The 18,380-nt window shown below is 43.9% G+C and carries 19 protein-coding genes; 18 read left to right on the forward strand and 1 reads right to left on the reverse strand.

All coding sequences use genetic code 11. From position 1 onward, the window contains the following. Positions 1 to 2 precede the first annotated feature (2 nt). The 18 genes from pyrH (at position 3) to EDC63_RS00805 (ending at position 17,266) form a co-directional block, all read left to right on the forward strand. Positions 3 to 719, forward strand: a complete 717-nt coding sequence (pyrH, locus tag EDC63_RS00720; RefSeq protein ID WP_132920859.1) for a UMP kinase — start codon at positions 3 to 5, stop codon at positions 717 to 719. 69 nt (positions 720 to 788) lie between these two features. After that, positions 789 to 1,346 (forward strand): ribosome recycling factor, encoded by a 558-nt coding sequence (frr, locus tag EDC63_RS00725; RefSeq protein WP_124947850.1) that lies wholly within the window; start codon positions 789 to 791, stop codon positions 1,344 to 1,346. Between the two features lie 12 nt (positions 1,347 to 1,358). Further along, complete coding sequence (gene uppS / locus EDC63_RS00730) at positions 1,359 to 2,129, forward strand: polyprenyl diphosphate synthase (RefSeq protein WP_124947849.1); 771 nt, start codon at positions 1,359 to 1,361, stop codon at positions 2,127 to 2,129. A 1-nt stretch (position 2,130) separates the two neighbouring features. Next, a complete protein-coding gene (locus EDC63_RS00735) occupies positions 2,131 to 2,982 on the forward strand; it encodes a phosphatidate cytidylyltransferase (RefSeq protein ID WP_124947848.1) in 852 nt (283 codons plus the stop codon). Further along, positions 2,979 to 4,178: a 1-deoxy-D-xylulose-5-phosphate reductoisomerase gene (gene ispC, locus EDC63_RS00740; protein ID WP_124947847.1), complete on the forward strand. Its 1,200-nt coding sequence runs from the start codon at positions 2,979 to 2,981 to the stop codon at positions 4,176 to 4,178. The genes EDC63_RS00735 and ispC overlap by 4 nt, the downstream gene beginning before the upstream one ends. A 30-nt stretch (positions 4,179 to 4,208) precedes the next feature. Beyond that, on the forward strand, positions 4,209 to 5,576 hold the full coding sequence (gene rseP, locus EDC63_RS00745; protein WP_189836553.1) for an RIP metalloprotease RseP: 1,368 nt from the start codon (positions 4,209 to 4,211) through the stop codon (positions 5,574 to 5,576). A 4-nt stretch (positions 5,577 to 5,580) separates the two neighbouring features. After that, a complete protein-coding gene (bamA, locus tag EDC63_RS00750) occupies positions 5,581 to 7,857 on the forward strand; it encodes an outer membrane protein assembly factor BamA (RefSeq protein ID WP_124947846.1) in 2,277 nt (758 codons plus the stop codon). A 26-nt stretch (positions 7,858 to 7,883) separates the two neighbouring features. Continuing rightward, positions 7,884 to 8,387 (forward strand): OmpH family outer membrane protein, encoded by a 504-nt coding sequence (locus EDC63_RS00755; protein WP_124947845.1) that lies wholly within the window; start codon positions 7,884 to 7,886, stop codon positions 8,385 to 8,387. Between the two features lie 13 nt (positions 8,388 to 8,400). After that, on the forward strand, positions 8,401 to 9,453 hold the full coding sequence (gene lpxD / locus EDC63_RS00760) for a UDP-3-O-(3-hydroxymyristoyl)glucosamine N-acyltransferase (protein WP_124947844.1): 1,053 nt from the start codon (positions 8,401 to 8,403) through the stop codon (positions 9,451 to 9,453). Positions 9,454 to 9,458: 5 nt separating this feature from the next. Continuing rightward, positions 9,459 to 9,893, forward strand: coding sequence for a 3-hydroxyacyl-ACP dehydratase FabZ (gene fabZ / locus EDC63_RS00765; RefSeq protein ID WP_124948027.1), 435 nt, complete (start codon positions 9,459 to 9,461; stop codon positions 9,891 to 9,893). Continuing rightward, positions 9,894 to 10,664 (forward strand): acyl-ACP--UDP-N-acetylglucosamine O-acyltransferase, encoded by a 771-nt coding sequence (lpxA, locus tag EDC63_RS00770; RefSeq protein WP_124947843.1) that lies wholly within the window; start codon positions 9,894 to 9,896, stop codon positions 10,662 to 10,664. 17 nt (positions 10,665 to 10,681) lie between these two features. Further along, the gene (lpxB, locus tag EDC63_RS00775) at positions 10,682 to 11,860 is read left to right on the forward strand and encodes a lipid-A-disaccharide synthase (RefSeq protein WP_124947842.1); all 1,179 of its coding nucleotides are present in this window, start codon (positions 10,682 to 10,684) and stop codon (positions 11,858 to 11,860) included. Next, complete coding sequence (rnhB, locus tag EDC63_RS00780) at positions 11,857 to 12,468, forward strand: ribonuclease HII (protein WP_124947841.1); 612 nt, start codon at positions 11,857 to 11,859, stop codon at positions 12,466 to 12,468. The genes lpxB and rnhB overlap by 4 nt, the downstream gene beginning before the upstream one ends. A gap of 62 nt (positions 12,469 to 12,530) precedes the next feature. Then, positions 12,531 to 12,989, forward strand: a complete 459-nt coding sequence (locus EDC63_RS00785) for a CopD family protein (protein ID WP_124947840.1) — start codon at positions 12,531 to 12,533, stop codon at positions 12,987 to 12,989. Between the two features lie 110 nt (positions 12,990 to 13,099). After that, complete coding sequence (gene motA, locus EDC63_RS00790; RefSeq protein WP_124947839.1) at positions 13,100 to 13,960, forward strand: flagellar motor stator protein MotA; 861 nt, start codon at positions 13,100 to 13,102, stop codon at positions 13,958 to 13,960. Between the two features lie 51 nt (positions 13,961 to 14,011). Beyond that, the gene (gene motB, locus EDC63_RS00795) at positions 14,012 to 14,995 is read left to right on the forward strand and encodes a flagellar motor protein MotB (protein WP_124947838.1); all 984 of its coding nucleotides are present in this window, start codon (positions 14,012 to 14,014) and stop codon (positions 14,993 to 14,995) included. After that, positions 14,973 to 15,794, forward strand: a complete 822-nt coding sequence (locus EDC63_RS00800) for a class I SAM-dependent methyltransferase (protein ID WP_223272264.1) — start codon at positions 14,973 to 14,975, stop codon at positions 15,792 to 15,794. The genes motB and EDC63_RS00800 overlap by 23 nt, the downstream gene beginning before the upstream one ends. 8 nt (positions 15,795 to 15,802) lie before the next feature. Next, positions 15,803 to 17,266 (forward strand): HDOD domain-containing protein, encoded by a 1,464-nt coding sequence (locus EDC63_RS00805; RefSeq protein WP_124947836.1) that lies wholly within the window; start codon positions 15,803 to 15,805, stop codon positions 17,264 to 17,266. Here EDC63_RS00805 and senB read toward each other — a convergent pair. Continuing rightward, positions 17,256 to 18,215, reverse strand: coding sequence for a selenoneine biosynthesis selenosugar synthase SenB (gene senB, locus EDC63_RS00810; protein ID WP_124947835.1), 960 nt, complete (start codon positions 18,213 to 18,215; stop codon positions 17,256 to 17,258). The two genes, EDC63_RS00805 and senB, sit on opposite strands and share 11 nt — an antisense overlap. Between the last annotated feature and the right edge of the window lie 165 nt (positions 18,216 to 18,380).

Genomic DNA, 18,380 nt, shown 5'->3' on the forward strand with positions numbered 1-18,380 from the left:
GCATGACAGCCCCCGCCTATAAAAGAATTCTGCTCAAATTAAGCGGAGAAGCCCTGATGGGTGAAGATAGCTATGGTATTAACCGTGCCACAATCGATCGCATGGTATCTGAAGTTGCCGAAGTTGTAAGATTAGGCGTTCAGGTTGCTGTTGTTATAGGCGGGGGTAATATTTTTCGTGGTGTGGCACCAGCCGCAGCCGGGATGGACCGCGCCACTGCAGATTACATGGGTATGCTTGCCACCGTGATGAATGCACTGGCTTTACAAGATGCCATGCGCAGACAAGGGCTGGTGAGTCGTGTACAGTCTGCATTGAATATAGAGCAAGTAGCAGAACCCTATATTCGCGGTAAGGCAATGCGCTATCTGGAAGAAGGTAAAGTAGTTATTTTTGGTGCCGGAACAGGTAACCCTTTCTTCACTACCGACACTGCGGCTGCGTTGCGCGGTATGGAAATGAATGTAGATGTCGTTCTGAAAGCTACCAAAGTGGATGGGGTCTATACTGATGATCCTAAAACCAATCCAGAAGCCATGCGCTACCAACGCCTCACTTTTGATGAGGCAATTGTCAAGAATCTGAAAGTGATGGATGCTACCGCTTTAACTTTATGCCGCGATCAGAAAATGCCCTTGTGTGTTTTCAGTATTTTTAAAGAAGGTGCATTAAAGCGCGTAGTGATGGGTGAGGATGAAGGTACGTTGGTTCAGTGCTGATAGACCGAGCGTTAACCGTTTTGCACAGTAGTTAGTTTTACGCTAAGTTAACCATGGAAGGATTAAATCATGATTGCAGACATTAAGAAATCTGCCGAGCAAAAAATGCAAAAAAGCCTGGAGTCCTTGAAAGTTGATCTGGGTAAGGTCAGAACTGGCCGTGCAAATCCAGGCATTCTTGACCATGTGATGGTTGATTACTATGGAACGCCTACAGCAATTAATCAAGTAGCTAATGTATCGCTTTTAGATGCTCGCACAGTGACAGTTACGCCTTGGGAAAAGAAACTGGTAGGTGCCATAGAAAAAGCTATTCGCGATTCTGATCTGGGATTAAACCCATCATCTGTGGGCGATTTGATTCGTGTGCCGATGCCAGCATTAACCGAAGAACGAAGAAAAGATTTGATCAAAGTTGTCAAATCCGAAGCAGAAAATGCACGTGTCGCTATGCGCAATATCCGACGTGACGCCAATGGTACGCTTAAAGATTTACTGAAAGAAAAAGAAATCAGTGAAGATGATGAGCGTCGTGCGCAGGAAGATATTCAGAAGCTGACTGATCGCTTCATCGCGGAAATTGAAAAAGTTCTTCAGGCCAAGGAAGTTGACCTGATGGCTGTCTAAGGTAAAACATCTGTGGTCTTTTTCTCAAGCTCAACACGTCAGTTACCTGAAACTGGCAATATTCCTCGCCACATTGCCATCATTATGGATGGTAATGGCCGGTGGGCAAAAAAACGATTTATGCCACGTATTGCTGGCCATAAACGTGGTGTAGAAACAGTTAGAGATACGATTAAGGCTTGTATTGATAAGGGTGTAGAGTATCTGACCTTGTTTGCGTTCAGTAGTGAAAACTGGCGGCGTCCCGCTGAAGAAGTGTCGTTGCTGATGCAACTTTTCGTTTTTGCTTTGGAAAAAGAAGTAACCAGGCTACACGAAAATAATATTCGCCTCATCGTTGTAGGTGATTTAAGTCATTTTGAACCGAAGCTTCAGGATTTGATTCGTCAAGGTGAAGAACTGACTCGGAATAATACGCGCTTAACCTTATCAGTTGCAGCAAATTATGGTGGGCGATGGGATATCTTGCAGGCAACCCATCGTTTACTAAAAGAAAAGCCCGCTTTAGCAACTAGCTTTACCGAAGAAGAGTTAGTTCCTTATCTTTCAATGAGCTACGCACCTGAGCCGGATTTATTTATTCGTACAGGTGGCGAACAGAGAATCAGTAATTTTTTGCTGTGGCAACTGGCCTATAGCGAACTCTATTTCACCCACACGCTTTGGCCGGATTTTGATTCAGATTCCTTGAATTTAGCGATCCAATCCTATCAGCAGCGTGAACGTCGTTTCGGAAGAACGAGTGAACAGTTGATTTCGACGAGCAATACGGACAATTCCTGAGATGCTGAAGGCCCGTATCCTGACTGTATTGGTCTTGCTGCCACTACTGCTAGCCGCATTGTTTTTCCTTCCTAATGTTTACTGGGCTGTACTCATGCTTTTTGTGCTGCTTATTGGCGCATCTGAATGGGCCCGGATGGCTTCCTATTCTGTAGTGAGTTCTTCAATCTTCCTGTTTCTTACTGGTGTGTTTGGGTTGGCGTTGCTGTTTATTTTTAAAATTGATACGGCTACCGGTACGTGGTTAAACTTAAGTCTGTATGGATTATCTTTGTTTTTTTGGACTCTGGTTGCGCCAGTCTGGTTATCTAAGGGATTGAAGATATCCAATGGATTTGTGCTGGGACTAGTGGGTTGGATAATATTGATCCCAACCTGGCTCGCGTTGGTACAGTTAAAATCAATCAGCCCTGTTTTGCTGCTTGCCCTGATGGCAGTCATCTGGGCAGCTGATACGGCAGCATATTTTGCCGGGAAAAGATTTGGAAATAATAAACTGGCACCAACTATCAGCCCTGGAAAAACTTGGGAAGGCGTAATTGGCGCCCTGGTAGGCGTTTCTATTTATGCTCTTATCTGGTTAAATTCAAGTAATACGTTACATGAGGCAACGGCTCGCGTTGGGGGCATTCCTGTAATTACTGTTATTATCGCAGTTTGGTTAATGACTTATTTTAGTGTCTTGGGCGATCTATTTGAATCCTGGATGAAGCGACAGGCAGGTTTGAAAGATAGCGGAAATATATTGCCTGGTCATGGTGGCATTCTTGATCGAATTGATGCTTTGACCTCAACACTTCCATTAGCAGCACTTGTTGTGTTTTATTTAAACTCTACATTGTCTATTCAATGAAATCAGTTCAAAACGTTACGATTTTAGGTTCAACTGGGACTATCGGCGTTAATACTCTCAATGTTATTGCACAGCACCCAGATAAATTTCGCGTAGTGGCGCTCACGGGTAATGCGCAAATAGATCGATTATTTGAGCAATGTCAACAGTTTGAACCCGAGTTTGCTGTGGTTCTAGATTCAGCAGGGGCGGAAAAGCTTCATGCCAGGATCAGGCAAGCCGGTCTTCAAACTGAAGTGCTGTTTGGTATTGATGCAATGGAACGAGTGTCATCATTGCCGCAAGTTGACAGTGTGATGGCGGCTATTGTCGGCGCTGCTGGTTTACGTCCAGCTTTGGTGGCTGCTAAAGCTGGTAAGCGCATTATGCTTGCCAATAAAGAAACGCTAGTGATGTCCGGCAATATTTTCATGGAGGCTGTACGACATAGTGGGGCTACCTTATTGCCGATTGATAGTGAGCACAATGCCATCTTTCAGGCGATGCCAGGTAATTATGCCGGTGATCTGGCACATTCCGGCATTAAACGCATTTTATTGACAGCTTCTGGAGGGCCGTTCAGGAAAATACCCCTGACTGAGTTGGAAAACGTGACACCAGAGCAAGCTTGTGCACATCCTAATTGGGTCATGGGAAGAAAAATTTCAGTCGATTCTGCTACCATGATGAACAAAGGGCTGGAAGTAATTGAAGCGCATTGGTTATTCAATGCGCCAGCTGATCTGATTCAAGTCGTTATTCATCCACAAAGTGTGATTCACTCGATGGTTGAGTATGTGGACGGCTCAGTGATTGCGCAGTTAGGCAATCCGGACATGCGAACACCTATTGCCTATGCATTAGGGTTTCCTGAACGTATTGATGCCGGTGTAAGCCCTCTAGACCTGTTTAAAATAGGTCGCCTGGATTTTGAAGAACCAGACTTTGTGCGATTCCCTTGTCTTCGATTGGCATTTCAAGCGTTGCGCACTGGTGGTACTTCGCCTGCAGTCTTGAATGCCGCTAATGAAATTGCCGTGGCTGCTTTTCTGGATGGAAACTTGCCATTCAAGTCAATTCCTGTGCTGATTGAGTTTGTGTTAGAACAAATTACTTCGCAATCTGTCACAGTACTGGAAGATGTGCTACGCGCTGATGCGCAAGCTCGTGAACGTGCTTCAGAATGGATAAGCATGCACACTGCTGTCCGTGTTTAAACGTATAAAATCCAAAAACTGATTTATCCTATGAATATTATTTTTACTCTCATTGCCTTTGCACTTGCACTGGGTATCCTGATCGTTATTCACGAATTGGGGCATTACTGGGTTGCTCGTCTTTCCGGAGTGAAAGTGTTACGGTTTTCGATCGGGTTCGGTAAGCCTTTGCTGGTTAAAAAATATGGTGCTGATCAGACTGAGTGGGCAATCGCTGCTTTTCCGTTAGGCGGATATGTAAAGATGCTTGATGAGCGTGAGGGTAAGGTTAGCCCACACGAAGCCCATCGTGCATTTAATCGTCAGACTGTATCAAGGCGCATTGCTATTGTTGCTGCTGGTCCAATAGCCAATCTGCTGCTGGCGATACTGCTCTATTGGGTGTTGTTTATGCATGGTGTTCCCGGCATAAAACCTGTTCTGGGGGATGTGCCGAAACAAACCGCTGCTTCAGTGAGTGATTTGAAGAAGGGCGATTTAATTCTCAATATTAACACCCAACCTGTTGCTACTTGGCAAGATGTCCGTTGGTATCTGCTCCAAGATGCAGTACAAAAATCCATTGTCAAAATTGAGGTGCAAAATACCAAGGGCGAACTGAGTTTTCACACGCTTGATTTGAGTGGTCTCACAGCTGAAGATCTTGATGGGGATCTTCTTGAAAAATTGGGATTGTCTATTTTCAGACCCGAACTCACAACCCGGATTGGTCAAATTTTACCTGATGGTGCTTCAGCGCAAGCAGGATTGCATGAAGACGACGTAGTTGTCTCGATTAATCAATCACAGGTACAACGTTGGGAAGAGCTAGTCGAGTGGGTGCGAAAATCGCCTGGACTACCTTTACTATTTTCACTGGATCGGCAAGGGAAGGTTGTTCAACTTACTGTGGTACCTGACGGTGTGGTAGAAAATGGCACGAAAGTGGGTAAAATTGGTGCTGGCCCCTGGGTAGATCCCTCTCAAAAGAAAATGCTGTTAACGCAAGTAAAGTATTCTCCGTTGCGAGCATTACAGGAATCGGTCAGAAAGACTTTGGATACGGCTATTTTCAGTTTGAAGATGCTCTTCAAAATGGCTATTGGCGAAGTTTCTCTCAAAAACATCAGTGGCCCGATCACGATTGCCGATATAGCGGGTCAAACGGCAAGTTTGGGGTTTGTCCCTTATGTCAGCTTCCTGGCTTTAATCAGTATTAGTCTGGGTGTATTGAATTTATTGCCCATCCCCTTATTGGATGGTGGTCATTTGTTGTATTATATGGTGGAAATTATCAAAGGAAGCCCTGTCTCTGAAAGAGTCATGGAAATTGGTCAACAGGTTGGCATGGCATTCTTGTTGACCTTAATGGCTTTTGCTTTCTACAACGATATCAATCGATTGCTAATAGGCTCATAAAAATATGAAACCAAAACTTCTTGCTTCCCTGATTATGGGTTTGTTTTCCGCATCCACTTGGGCAATTCAACCTTTTGTGGTTAAGGATATCCGGGTTGAGGGTATTCAACGTACAGAAGCTGGCACTGTATTCAGTTATTTGCCTGTTAAAGTGGGCGAAACCATGGATGATGAAAAGGCATCCGCAGCAATTAAAGCCTTATTCTCAACTGGCTTTTTTAAAGACGTGCGTCTGGAATATGATAAAGATGTATTGATTGTTATGGTGCAGGAACGGCCCGCTATTTCCAAAATTGAAATTACAGGTACCAAGGAATTTCCTAAGGAACAACTTAAGGATGGCCTTAAACAGGTAGGACTGGCCGAATCCCGTATTTTTGATAAAGCTTTGCTAGATAAAGCCGAGCAGGAATTAAAGCGGCAGTATTACAGTCGTGGCAAATATGCAGCTACTGTAACAACGACTGTGACACCGCTTGAACGTAATCGGGTAGCGATTGATTTTACGGTTAATGAAGGTGAAATTGCTAAAATTCATCAGATCAACATTGTAGGTAATCAGGCCTTTAAAGAAAAAGAACTGTTGGATTTGTTTGTACTGACAACGCCTGGCTGGTTGACTTGGTACAGTAAGAATGACCAGTACTCGAAACAAAAACTCTCGGCTGATCTGGAGACGCTGCGGTCCTTTTATCTGAATCAAGGCTATCTTGAGTTTAATATTGATTCTACTCAGGTTTCAATTAGTCCTGATAAAAAAGATATTTATCTGACTGTAAATATCACAGAGGGTGAAAAATATACCGTTTCAGATGTAAAGTTGGCTGGTGATTTGCTGGTGCCCGAAGAAGAACTGAAGAAATTAATCAAACTAAAGGCAGGTGATGTTTTCTCCCGTGAGAAACTGACTGAATCCAGCAAACTCATCGGGGACCGTTTGGGTAATGACGGCTACGCATTTGCAAACGTCAATGCTGTTCCTGAATTGGATAAAGTAAACCATAAAGTAGCTTTTACTTTTTTTCTGGACCCTGGTCGGCGTGTTTATGTACATGAGTTGAATATCACCGGTAACACTAAAACAAGCGACGAAGTGATTCGACGTGAAATGCGGCAATTAGAAGGCGGATGGTATTCTGCCGAAAAAATCAACAGGTCTCGTGAACGTTTGAATCGCCTGGGTTATTTTTCTGATGTCAACGTTGAAACGCCTGCAGTAACGGGTACAACGGATCAAGTAGATGTGAATTTTAATGTTACTGAAAAACCAACTGGCAGCATTATGGCGGGTCTTGGATTTTCAAGCACTGATGGGGTGGTTTTAAGCGGTTCAGTATCTCAGAGCAATGTTTTTGGGTCCGGTAATTATCTTGCTGTTCAGGTTAATAGCAGCAAAATAAATAAAGTTTATTCTTTATCATTTACTAACCCGTACTACACTCCGGATGGGGTTAGCCTTGGTTATGATGTATATCAGCGAAACGTAGATGCGACTACCAGCTCTGTTTCACCTTATACCAGTAAAACATTGGGTGGGGGAATGCGACTTGGTATCCCATTAAATGAACTCGATACAGTTAATTTTGGTTTGAGCTACGAACGCACCAAACTAGGTGTATTGGATACCAGTCCGATCCAGTACATTAATTTCGTGAACGAATTTGGTTCGACAAACACTACTTTGCGCGGAGATGTAGGTTGGGCTCGTGATACACGTGATAGTCTGATTTATCCAACTCAAGGTACGTTGCAACGGGTTTATGGCGAACTTGGCTTGCCTGGGGGAACCCTGAAGTACTATAAACTTAACTACCAGCATCAATGGTTTTACCCATTGTCCAGAGACTATACGCTTATGCTGAATGGTGAGGCTGGAATGGGTAATGGCTATGGTGGAAAGACATTGCCATTTTTCAAGAATTTCTATGCTGGTGGCAACACGTCAGTACGCGGATATGATTCCGGTACTTTGGGTCCAAAGGATATTAACGGCAATTCTTTGGGCGGAAATCGTCGTATAGTGGGTAATGCAGAGGTTTTTTTTCCATTCCCTGGTTTAAACAAGGATAAGTCTGTAAGACTCAGCGCTTTCATGGATGCTGGTGCAGCGTATGGGCAGGATGAGAAATTGAGTTTTGGAAATATGCGATATTCAGCAGGCGTTGGATTAAGTTGGCAATCACCCATAGGTCCGCTTAAATTTAGTTTGGCCAAAGCTTTCAAAGCGCAAGAAAATGATAAAATACAAAAATTCCAGTTTGTTTTGGGTACAGCATTTTAAAATAATTATTAAGGTAGGAGAGTAAGTTGAAAAAGTTCTTATTATCAGTATGTGCTACAGCTTTGTTGCTGCAGGTTGCGCCCACAGTTTTAGCAGCAGAATATAAAATTGGTTTTGTAAATACTGAACGTGTGTTCCGCGAAGCTGCTCCGGCAGTCAGAGCACAAAAGAAACTGGAAAAGGAATTCGCTGCGCGTGATCTTGAACTCCAGAAAATGACCAAGCAGGCACGTGATATCCAGACTTACCTGGAAAAAGAAGGTGTCACAATTAGCGACACAGATCGTCGAAATAAAGAAAGGGATCTGGCTAATCTGAATCGCGATATTCAGCGTTCGCAAAGAGAGTTTCGTGAAGATCTGAATTTGAGACGTAATGAAGAGCTTTCAGCTGTGCAGGAAAGAGCGAATAAAGCCATCCAGGCAATTGCAGAAAGCGAAAAGTTTGATTTGATCCTTCAGGAAGCCGTTTTTGCAAGCTCCCGAATTGATGTGACAGAAAGAGTTCTGAAAGCTCTGTCTGACAAGTAACAGACATTGACTGATGCGCTCTGGAAATCAAAAATCCTTTACTCTAGGAGATTTTGTAGAGCAGTTTGGTGGTGAACTAATAGGCGCTGCCAATACTGAAATTAACCAGGTCTCCTCACTGGAAAGCGCTAAAAGCGATCAGGTCAGTTTTTTTTCCGGTGCGCGATACCTCAACCAATTACAACACACTGCAGCAGGTGCGATTATCCTTGGTCTGAAAGACCGCGATGCATCAACTTTGCCACGTATTGTATGCAGTAATCCTTATGCTTATTTTGCCAAAGTTTCTACGCTGCTTAATCCTGTTGTGAAATGTGAACCCGGTGTGCATTCGTTGGCTGAGGTTGATGCTTCGGCGCAAATAGCCCTCTCTGCCAATATTGGGCCTTTTGTTTATATAGGAAAAAATGCACGTATTGGTGAAAATGCAGTCATATCCCCGGGGTGCTACATTGGTGACAATGTTGTAATTGGATCAGATTCAAAGCTTTATCCTCGTGTCGTTATTTACCATGATTGCCAGATAGGTAGCAGAGTTATTTTGCATTCTGGTGTTGTGATTGGCGCAGATGGATTTGGATTGGCTAATGAAGAAGGTCGCTGGTTGAAGATTCCACAGATTGGCCGTGCCATTATTGGAAATGATGTGGAAATTGGTGCCAATACAACAGTTGATCGGGGGGCGTTGGAAGATACCGTTATTGAAGAAGGTGTCAAACTGGATAACCTGATTATGGTTGCTCATAACGTCAAAATTGGTGCGCATTCTGCAATGGCTGGATGCGTGGGGATTGCCGGCAGTGCTACAATCGGCAGCCATTGCACTGTTGGTGGCGCCGGTATGGTATTGGGTCATCTAGCATTAGCTGATGGCGTTAATGTGTCTGCAGGTACGCTGATTACGAAGTCGATCACAAAGCCAGGTACTTATACTTCGGCCATGCCATTTTCCAGCCACAAGGATTGGTTAAAAAATGCTGCGCAATTACGTCATCTGGACAACATGGCAGACAAAATCCGCATGTTGGAACAAAAGATCAACGAACTTGAAAGGAAATCATCTTGAGCAGTATGGACATCCATGAAATTCTGACCTATCTTCCGCACCGTTACCCTTTTTTATTAGTGGATCGAGTGCTTTCTTGCGAACCGGGTAAAACGATTACCGCGATCAAGAACGTTACTATTAATGAGCCTTTTTTTGAGGGGCATTTCCCGCATTTTCCTGTTATGCCCGGTGTCCTCATCATTGAAGCCATGGCGCAAGCAGCTGCTATTTTGTCATTTAAAACCATGGGTACACGCCCAGATGACAAATCAGTCTATTACTTTGCCGGTATAGATAATGCCAGATTCAAAAAGCCTGTTTTTGCAGGCGATCAATTGGTATTGCAAGTTGAAATTACTCGCACCATGAAAGGTGTCTGGAAGTATAAGGCCCAAGCAAAGGTGGATGATGTGCTTGCAGCTGAGGCTGACTTGATGTGTACATTGCGAGCGATTTAAATGATTCATGCTACAGCCATTGTTGGTGAGGGGGCCAAGCTTGCAGCAGATGTTGAAGTTGGTCCTTATTCTATTATTGGCGATCACGTAGAAATTGGCTCTGGCACGAAAATTGGCCCGCATGTGGTGATTACAGGTCACACGCGTATAGGTAAAGATAATCAGATTTTTCAGTTTGCTTCTTTGGGGGAAGTACCCCAGGATAAAAAATTTGCTGGAGAGCCTACCCGTCTGGAAATTGGTGATCGTAACGTCATTCGTGAGTCTTGTACGTTGAATGTCGGGACTATACAAGATGTTGGCGTAACCAAAATTGGCAATGATAACTGGATTATGGCCTATGTACATATTGCCCATGACTGCCAGATTGGAAATAACACGATTTTTGCCAACAATGCCTCACTTGCTGGTCATGTGCATATTGATGATTTCGTTATTCTGGGTGGGTTTACGCTTGTTCATCAATTTTGCCATGTTGGAGCCCATGTATTTACGGGTATGGGCAGTTCTATTGTTCAAGATGTACCACCATATGTAACAGTGGCTGGCAACCCTTCAAAACCTCATGGCATTAACTCTGAGGGCTTGAAACGTCGTGGATACTCAAGCGAAGCAATTATGCAAATTAAACGCGCATACAAAACCCTTTATCGTGCCGGGTTGACTCTGGAAGAGGCTAAACGTGCTTTGTCGGAACAGGTTATAGATTGCCCTGAACTCGGAATTTTTCTTGAATTTCTAGCGGCTTCCTCCCGCGGTATTGTTCGATAAGTCGGAGAGGCTGTTTAATGGTGCAAGATGACGTTAAGGGGAAAGTTACCCGCGACAGGCTACGTGTTGGTATTGTTGCAGGTGAAGCGTCCGGTGATTTGCTGGGAGCGCATCTGATTCGAGCGCTCAAGGAAAAGCTGCCTGACATCGAATTTGTTGGTATAGCGGGTCCAAAAATGATTTCTGCTGGCGCTATTTCTTTATTTCATATGGAAAAACTGGCAGTCAACGGATTTACCGAAGTGATCCGTCATTATCGAGAAATTTTGGGAATCCGCCGTAAACTGACTGAAATTTTTCTGAGTGACCCACCCAATGTATTTATTGGTATTGATGCCCCTGATTTCAATCTGGAACTGGAATCACAGCTAAAAGCCAAGGGGATTCCTGCGATTCATTATGTAAGTCCTTCTATCTGGGCTTGGCGTGGTGAGCGGATTCGTAAAATTGCACAGGCAGTTTCCCGTATTTTGGTGTTATTTCCCTTTGAAAAGCCTATTTACGAAAAAGCAGGTATTCCTGTTACTTATGTAGGCCATCCATTGGGAGATATGTTACCAATGGAACCTAATAGACAATTGGCACGTGAACAGTTAAAACTGTCACAATCCGAAGTCATTATTGCCATGCTGCCCGGGAGCAGGCAAAGAGAACTGCATTCTCTTGCGGAACTTTATGTGAAAACGGCAAGGGAGGTTATCCAATCTTGTCCCGCCGCCCGTTTTCTTGTTCCTTTAGTTAGCAGAGAAACCCGCAAGATATTTGAGAAAGCCATATACAGCGCGGGTGGCGAAGATTTGCCGATAACAATTTTGTTTGGCCATGCCTATGACGCAATTACTGCCGCTAACGTTGTCCTGGTGGCTTCTGGTACAGCAACCCTGGAAACTGCATTGCTTAAACGCCCTATGGTGATAACCTACAGGGTATCCAAATTAACCTGGAAACTTGCAAAGCGAAGAGCTTATCTTCCTTATGTTGGGTTGCCTAATGTTCTTGCAGGGCGTTTTATTGTGCCAGAGCTGCTACAAGAAAATGCGACGCCTGAAAATCTGTCCCAAGCCTTACTGAATATTTTGAATGATCAAACGCTGGAAAAAGAATTGATCAATCGTTTTACAGATATGCATGTTGCTCTGCGCCAGAATACTGGAGAGAAGGTTGCCGCTGCGTTATTACCCTATTTGACCCGATGAAACAGATTGTAAAGATTCACAATAACATCCTCATCTGTGGCGTGGATGAAGCGGGCAGGGGTCCATTGGCAGGGCCCGTTTATGCGGCAGCTGTTATTCTGAATCCAGAACGGCCTATAATCGGGTTGGCAGATTCGAAAAAACTGAGCGAAAAAAAACGGGATAAATTGGCGCTTGAAATAAGGGAGTTTTCATTGGCGTGGGCTGTAGCGCGTGCTGAAGTTGAAGAGATCGATCGTATTAACATCTTGCAAGCCAGTTTGCTTGCCATGCAGCGTGCGGTAAATCAGCTTAAACTAATACCAACAGAAGTGTTGGTGGATGGAAATCAATGTCCCAAGTTAACTATGTCCACGAAGGCAATTGTTAAAGGGGACAGTTCAGTACCAGAAATTTCCGCTGCGTCCATTTTGGCTAAAACAGCCAGAGATGCAGAAATGCTGTCGTTACATTTACTATATCCGCAATATGGGTTTGATCGACATAAAGGTTATCCTACTGCGGATCATGTACGAGCACTGAAAGAATTTGGCGTGACGTCAATACACCGGATGAGTTTTTCACCAGTAAAAAATATTATTAGAGAAAAAGAAACGAAAATTAGTTAGAATAATTTACAGTTCTAATCGAATCAACTATTTCGCAATACCAATAAAGGAAAATCTCTACCGTGAAATTTGCTATTCTGCTGCATATTCTTGGCATAGTCGTTTGGGTGGGAGGCATGTTTTTTGCCTATATGGCACTTCGTCCTGCAGCTGCTCAGCTACTTGAACCTCCTCAGCGTTTAACACTTTGGGTTGGAACTTTCGGTCGTTTTTTCCCTTGGGTATGGGCATCCGTTCTTTTAATTCTGGGGAGTGGTCTTGACCTGATTTTTACTAAATTTGGTGGTTTTGCTACCACGCCTGTTTTTGTTCATAGCATGTTTGGTATTGGTCTGCTGATGATGTTGATTTTTGCCCATGTATTTTTTGCGCCCTATGGTCGTTTAAAACGCTTTGTAGCCGTTCAGGAGTGGAAGTCCGCAGGCGCTGCCCTTGCACAAATTCGCGTATTGATTGGTATTAACTTAAGTCTTGGGTTGATTAATATAGCCATTGCAGTCATTGGCGAGAGACTGGGTTAAGTTTCCTGAACGGTAACTATTCGATTCAAGCTTCGTCAGAAGCTGAATCGTCCTGATTAATACGCTGCCTTTTCTGAAATGAAAAGTGACGCCATGAGGAGCAGCTTGTAATGTTTGTAATTATTGGTTGGGTTATTGTTATAGGCTCAGTATTTGGCGGTTTTGCGATGGCCGGGGGGCACCTGGCTGTTTTATTTCAGCCACTGGAGCTTTTAATGATTGGCGGTGCTGCCGCTGGTGCTTTTTTGGTGGGTAATACCCTTACTGTTGTAAAAAGCACTATCAAGACGCTTCCTACCGTATTCAAGGCAGGAAAGTTCAATAAAGTCATGTATATGGACTTACTGGCCCTCCTGTTTGAAATTCTGGCAAAAGTCCGCAAAGAAGGTTTGATGTCCATTGAGAGGGACGTTGAAAGTCCCCATGAGAGTCCTGTTTTTTCCAAATACCCTAATATTAGCTCAGACCATCACCTTATTGAATTCATTACGGATTATTTGCGATTGATGGTGGGGGGAAACCTGAATGCCTTTGAAATTGAAAATTTGATGGATCAGGAAATGGAAACTCACCACAAGGAAGCAGAAGCGGCTATCGGCGCAGTTGCCAAGTTGGGTGATGGTTTGCCGGCATTTGGTATTGTGGCAGCGGTTATGGGAGTGGTTCATACAATGGAGTCGGTGGGAATTCCGCCAGCAGAATTAGGTATTTTGATTGCACATGCTCTCGTAGGTACCTTTCTGGGTATTTTGCTCGCTTATGGCTTTGTTGGCCCACTTGCTTCAACACTTGAACAAAAAATGCATGAATCGTCCAAGCCTTTTGAATGTATCAAAGTAACCTTGCTGGCCAGCTTGAATGGTTATGCTCCACAGGTTGCGATTGAATTCGGGCGTAAAGTTTTGTACTCCACAGACAGGCCTACCTTCAGTGAGTTGGAAGAAGACGTGAAATCGCGTAAAGGTAAATAACTACTATGTTTGTTATGAAATATAGCAGCCTAAATACTCAGGATATCCAGGATGAGTGATACATCCCAGCGGCCAATTATTGTAAAAAAAATCAAGAAGAGCGCTCATGGCCACCACGGTGGTGCCTGGAAAATCGCTTATGCTGATTTTGTGACGGCGATGATGGCTTTCTTTTTGCTTATGTGGTTATTGGGCTCGACAGCAAAAGGTGACTTGAGTGGTATCGCTGAGTATTTTAAAACGCCTTTGAAAGTTGCACTTGCTGGAGGTTCTGGTAGCGGTGATAGCTCAAGCGTTATAAAAGGTGGTGGGCAGGATCTGACACGCAGGGCTGGCCAGGTTAAAAAAGGCGAAGTACCCCAGCAAAAAAGATTGATCAACCTGGAAGCTGCGAAGCATGAGTTTGAGCGGATGGAAGCGGCTAAACTGGAAGGCTTGAAAAGTAAGCTGAAAGCAGCGATTGCAGCAAACCCTGGTTTGAGTAAATATAAGGACCAACTGCTGATTGATATTACCAGCGAAGGTTTGCGTATCCAGATTGTTGACGAAAAAAATCGGCCGATGTTTGATAGTGGGCATGCAGCCCTGAAGCCATATACACGTGATATTTTGCATGAAATTGGAAAAATTCTGAATGAAGTGCCTAATCGAGTCAGTCTTTCTGGGCATACTGATGCTACGGTTTATGCAGGAGGGGAAGCGGGCTATAGCAACTGGGAGCTTTCTACCGAAAGGGCCAATGCTTCCCGAAGGGAGTTGATTGTTGGCGGTATGAATGAAAATAAAATGTTGCGTGTGGTGGGGCTGGCATCAGCAGTATTATTTGATAAAGAAAACCCGGAAAATCCTATTAACAGGCGAATAAGTATCATCGTCTTGAACAAGAAAACAGAAGAAGAATTTGCTAAAGAAAGCGGTCCCGTCCAAGAGGTGAAGCCGGCAGAAGAGTCAAGTGAGGGAAGCGATCCTGTGCAGGAGATCAAAACCAAACCAGTTACTGAAGGGGCGCTGAGTGGAAGTCAGCCCAAGCACTAGCAAATTTGAATCTAACGTTACTATGCTTTTAATAGCGCGCATTCGTAAATTGCCACCTGCAATTCTTGCATTATTTATACAACTAATTGCTTTCTGTAGTTTGTTTCTGGTTATACCTGTTTTCCATCAAGTTGTTGCAGTAGATTTCTCACCCATGCAACTGGCAGTCATTCAAGGGGTGCTAGCCGTTGCATTCAGTCTGGCTATTCGATTTGCAACCTGGTGGTACGTTATTCAATTCCTGTTTGCTCCAACATTAATTAGTGCACAGTATCTGCATATTCCTTCTGGCTGGTTCCTGCTGGCATTTTTGTCGCTGGCAATGATTTACTGGAACACTTTCAGAACTCAAGTGCCACTTTATCTTTCCAGTCGCAAAGCATGGGTGGCGATCAGCGAATTGTTGCCGGCAGAACCCGGTTTCTCTTTTATAGATCTGGGCTCGGGACTAGGCGGGTTACTGGCGTACCTGAGTAAGGTAAGGCCTGGTGGAAAATATCATGGTATTGAGTCTGCTCCTTTGCCATTTATCTTTAGCTGGTTGAAAGCGAATTATAAGGGAAGCGCCTTCCAAGTTGCCTGGGGTGATTTCTGGAAGCTTGATTTTGCTAATTATGATGTGGTTTATGCCTATCTATCACCTGTCCCTATGGTGGAATTGTGGCAAAAGGCACGCTCTGAAATGCGCCCAGGTTCACTTTTTATCAGTAATACTTTTGTTGTTCCGGGGGTTAATCCAACTCAAGTTGTGCCATTGAATGATTTAAATGACTCAACGCTTTATATTTGGAAAATGTGAAAATCTCCATGGAAAAGAGCATCGATAACTGGGTTGATGAGTTCAGGAACAAAGAGATTCCGGTGTTAAGGAAAACTGCAAAGGAATTTCAACGCATGTCTTCCAACACCAGAGATTTAACCCCCTCACGTATTGCAGCTGTGGTGTATCGAGACCCGTTAATGACACTCAGGATTTTAAGGTTTATTAACGGGATGCACCGTGGCCGGCTGGCAGGGGAAGTGACAACGATTGAGCATGCCATCATGATGCTTGGTATAGACCCATTTTTTAAGCAGTTCAGTCAGTTGACTTTTATTGATGACCATCTTGGGTACAGTCGTTATGCTTTTGTTGGGTTGATGCGTGTTATTAGCCGTGCTCACCATGCGGCTTATCAGGCATGGGACTGGGCGGTTTTGCGTAACGATGTGAAGGCTGAAGAAGTTTATACCGGAACATTGGTTCAGTCTCTTGGTGAGCAAATGTTCTGGTGTTTTGCACCTGAAGTGCATCTGGATATTGTAAAGTCCATGCGACAAGATAAATTGCCGTTTATAGAAACGCAAAAAGCGCTGCTGGGTTTTGAATTTTCACAATTTCAGATGGCTCTCGCTAGAGCGTGGAATTTGCCGGAGTTATATATCGATTTCATGGACCCGGAGAATAGTGAACGACCACGAGTGATTGATATTCGACTCGCCGATTCCATTGCCAGACGTTCAGACAGAGGGTGGTATCAGGAGGCCTTGTGGCAAGACATGAAGGATGTTGCCCTCTTGTTGCGAATGGAAGAAGAACCCATTATTGCCAGAATTCATCAGAATGCCATTATTGCTGCAAGACAATGGGAGTTGTATGGTGTAACGCCTGCCGCTGCCTGGTTACCTTTGCTGCCAGGAACATGGCCGGAAGATGAAATTCCGGATGAGATCGTGCCTACTGCTATTGAATCTGATGAGGAAGCGCTATGCTTTATGCCGCAGCCTGCAGTGATGAAGCATGTCATGCAGGAAATTGGTTCGCATCTCGATGGAACCTTTAATTTGCAGCAACTCATGGCATTGGTTTTGAAGGGTATGCATGATGGCATTGGATTAAATCGGGTTGTTTTTGCGCTGATGACTCCGGATCGAAAAAGTGTTAAGGCTAAATTTGTGTTGGGTGCAGAAGCCAATTCTCCTTTACGTCAGTTTGAATATTCGTTAAGTACGCCCCATTTATTTACTCGTTTGATGAGCAAACAGCAAGGCCTATGGTTTAATGCTTCAAACAAGGAAAAGTTTGCCCCGCTATTACCAGCAGAAATAATAAAAATAATAGGAGAGGGAGAATTTTTTGCAATGGCTGTGCATATTCATGATAAGCCAGTAGGGATGTTTTATGCTGACAGAAAACATGGTGATTGCGAATTAGATGCGCATAGTTATGAAGAATTTAAGGCACTTTGTTTGCGTGCCTCTGAAGGTTTAGCTCACCTCGCTAAGAAATAGGCTCACTGATCCGTTTAACCAGATTTAGTAATTCGATTTTTTCTTTTTCTGGTTGAACATAGTGCTTGCGTTGAGCGCATTGGGTTTTTAAGAGGGAATAAAAAAGCGGGTCTGATTCTGCACGCCAAAGCAATTCGGCTAGCGCTTTTTCATTTCCACATGGAAAATACCCTGCATAATCCTCGCCTAGCATGCCGATATTACCCGATACCGCAGACGAAATAATCGGAATATCGCCCATCAGTGCTTCACAAATGACGTTTGCCCCTCCTTCCATTTTAGATGTGATCACCATCAAGTGTGAATGCGCGAGTTTACGGCGCACCTCACTATGAGGTATTTCACCTATCCAGGTATAACGGGAGCTGTATTTCATAAGGTTTCTTGCTTCATCTGCCATGGTTTCTTCCATAGCTCGCCCAATATGCGTGATATGAATTTTGGATTGGGGAGGAAGCAGCAGTGTTGCCAAGGCACTACGAAAAGGATCTTTTTCATCTCGTAGATGACCTATAAGAGAAACTTCAAATCGTCTTTTCGGCGGTGTTTTCTTGATGAGTGGCATCGCTGACTGGTACAGAACGTCGGTCTTGATACGGTAGATTTCTGTTAATTCCTGTCGCCCCATATCCTGTAACACCAGTAATCGTGTAGCGAGATTCATGGATTCCTGTGAGTTTGGATCCGTTTTTATGTCGCGGTATAAATCTGTACCGGTCAGTACGACAATGAGAGGTGAGTTTGGATATAGTGTTGAAAATTGCTTGATGGAATCATAACTTCGTCGCGCATGCAAAGCGATCATCATATCCGCTTTGTTTCTGTCCCAATGTTGCTGTATTTTTACTTGGTGACCACCTTCTCGAAGATATCTGGCCCAGCGTTGTGCAGTGTTGTGGTTACCATTTTTAAAACGCGATGAGGTGGGTGTAATTATAATAATTTTCATATTCAGCTAATCGCGATAGACTTCTTGAAACGATGCTAAGAAAAACTGGTTAAAATGATAAGCAAAGTGTGTCTGTGTTTGCTTTACAGTAATGCAGCAAAACTGTTTGAGCGGATCATAAACAATTAAAGTTTGTGTCGAAGTTAGTTCATTTTACCAATAAAT

This window comes from Sulfurirhabdus autotrophica (genome assembly GCF_004346685.1).
In the GTDB taxonomy this organism is placed as follows: Bacteria; Pseudomonadota; Gammaproteobacteria; order Burkholderiales; family SMCO01; genus Sulfurirhabdus; species Sulfurirhabdus autotrophica.

Bases quoted from the DNA above. Each gene is read 5' to 3' on its own strand.
- pyrH (WP_132920859.1), top strand. From the start codon at position 3: ATGACAGCCCCCGCCTATAAAAGAATTCTGCTCAAATTAAGCGGAGAA.
- frr (WP_124947850.1), top strand. From the start codon at position 789: ATGATTGCAGACATTAAGAAATCTGCCGAGCAAAAAATGCAAAAAAGC.
- EDC63_RS00735 (WP_124947848.1), top strand. From the start codon at position 2,131: ATGCTGAAGGCCCGTATCCTGACTGTATTGGTCTTGCTGCCACTACTG.
- ispC (WP_124947847.1), top strand. From the start codon at position 2,979: ATGAAATCAGTTCAAAACGTTACGATTTTAGGTTCAACTGGGACTATC.
- rseP (WP_189836553.1), top strand. From the start codon at position 4,209: ATGAATATTATTTTTACTCTCATTGCCTTTGCACTTGCACTGGGTATC.
- bamA (WP_124947846.1), top strand. From the start codon at position 5,581: ATGAAACCAAAACTTCTTGCTTCCCTGATTATGGGTTTGTTTTCCGCA.
- lpxD (WP_124947844.1), top strand. From the start codon at position 8,401: ATGCGCTCTGGAAATCAAAAATCCTTTACTCTAGGAGATTTTGTAGAG.
- fabZ (WP_124948027.1), top strand. From the start codon at position 9,459: ATGGACATCCATGAAATTCTGACCTATCTTCCGCACCGTTACCCTTTT.
- lpxA (WP_124947843.1), top strand. From the start codon at position 9,894: ATGATTCATGCTACAGCCATTGTTGGTGAGGGGGCCAAGCTTGCAGCA.
- lpxB (WP_124947842.1), top strand. From the start codon at position 10,682: ATGGTGCAAGATGACGTTAAGGGGAAAGTTACCCGCGACAGGCTACGT.
- rnhB (WP_124947841.1), top strand. From the start codon at position 11,857: ATGAAACAGATTGTAAAGATTCACAATAACATCCTCATCTGTGGCGTG.
- motA (WP_124947839.1), top strand. From the start codon at position 13,100: ATGTTTGTAATTATTGGTTGGGTTATTGTTATAGGCTCAGTATTTGGC.
- motB (WP_124947838.1), top strand. From the start codon at position 14,012: ATGAGTGATACATCCCAGCGGCCAATTATTGTAAAAAAAATCAAGAAG.
- EDC63_RS00805 (WP_124947836.1), top strand. From the start codon at position 15,803: ATGGAAAAGAGCATCGATAACTGGGTTGATGAGTTCAGGAACAAAGAG.
- senB (WP_124947835.1), bottom strand. From the start codon at position 18,215: ATGAAAATTATTATAATTACACCCACCTCATCGCGTTTTAAAAATGGT.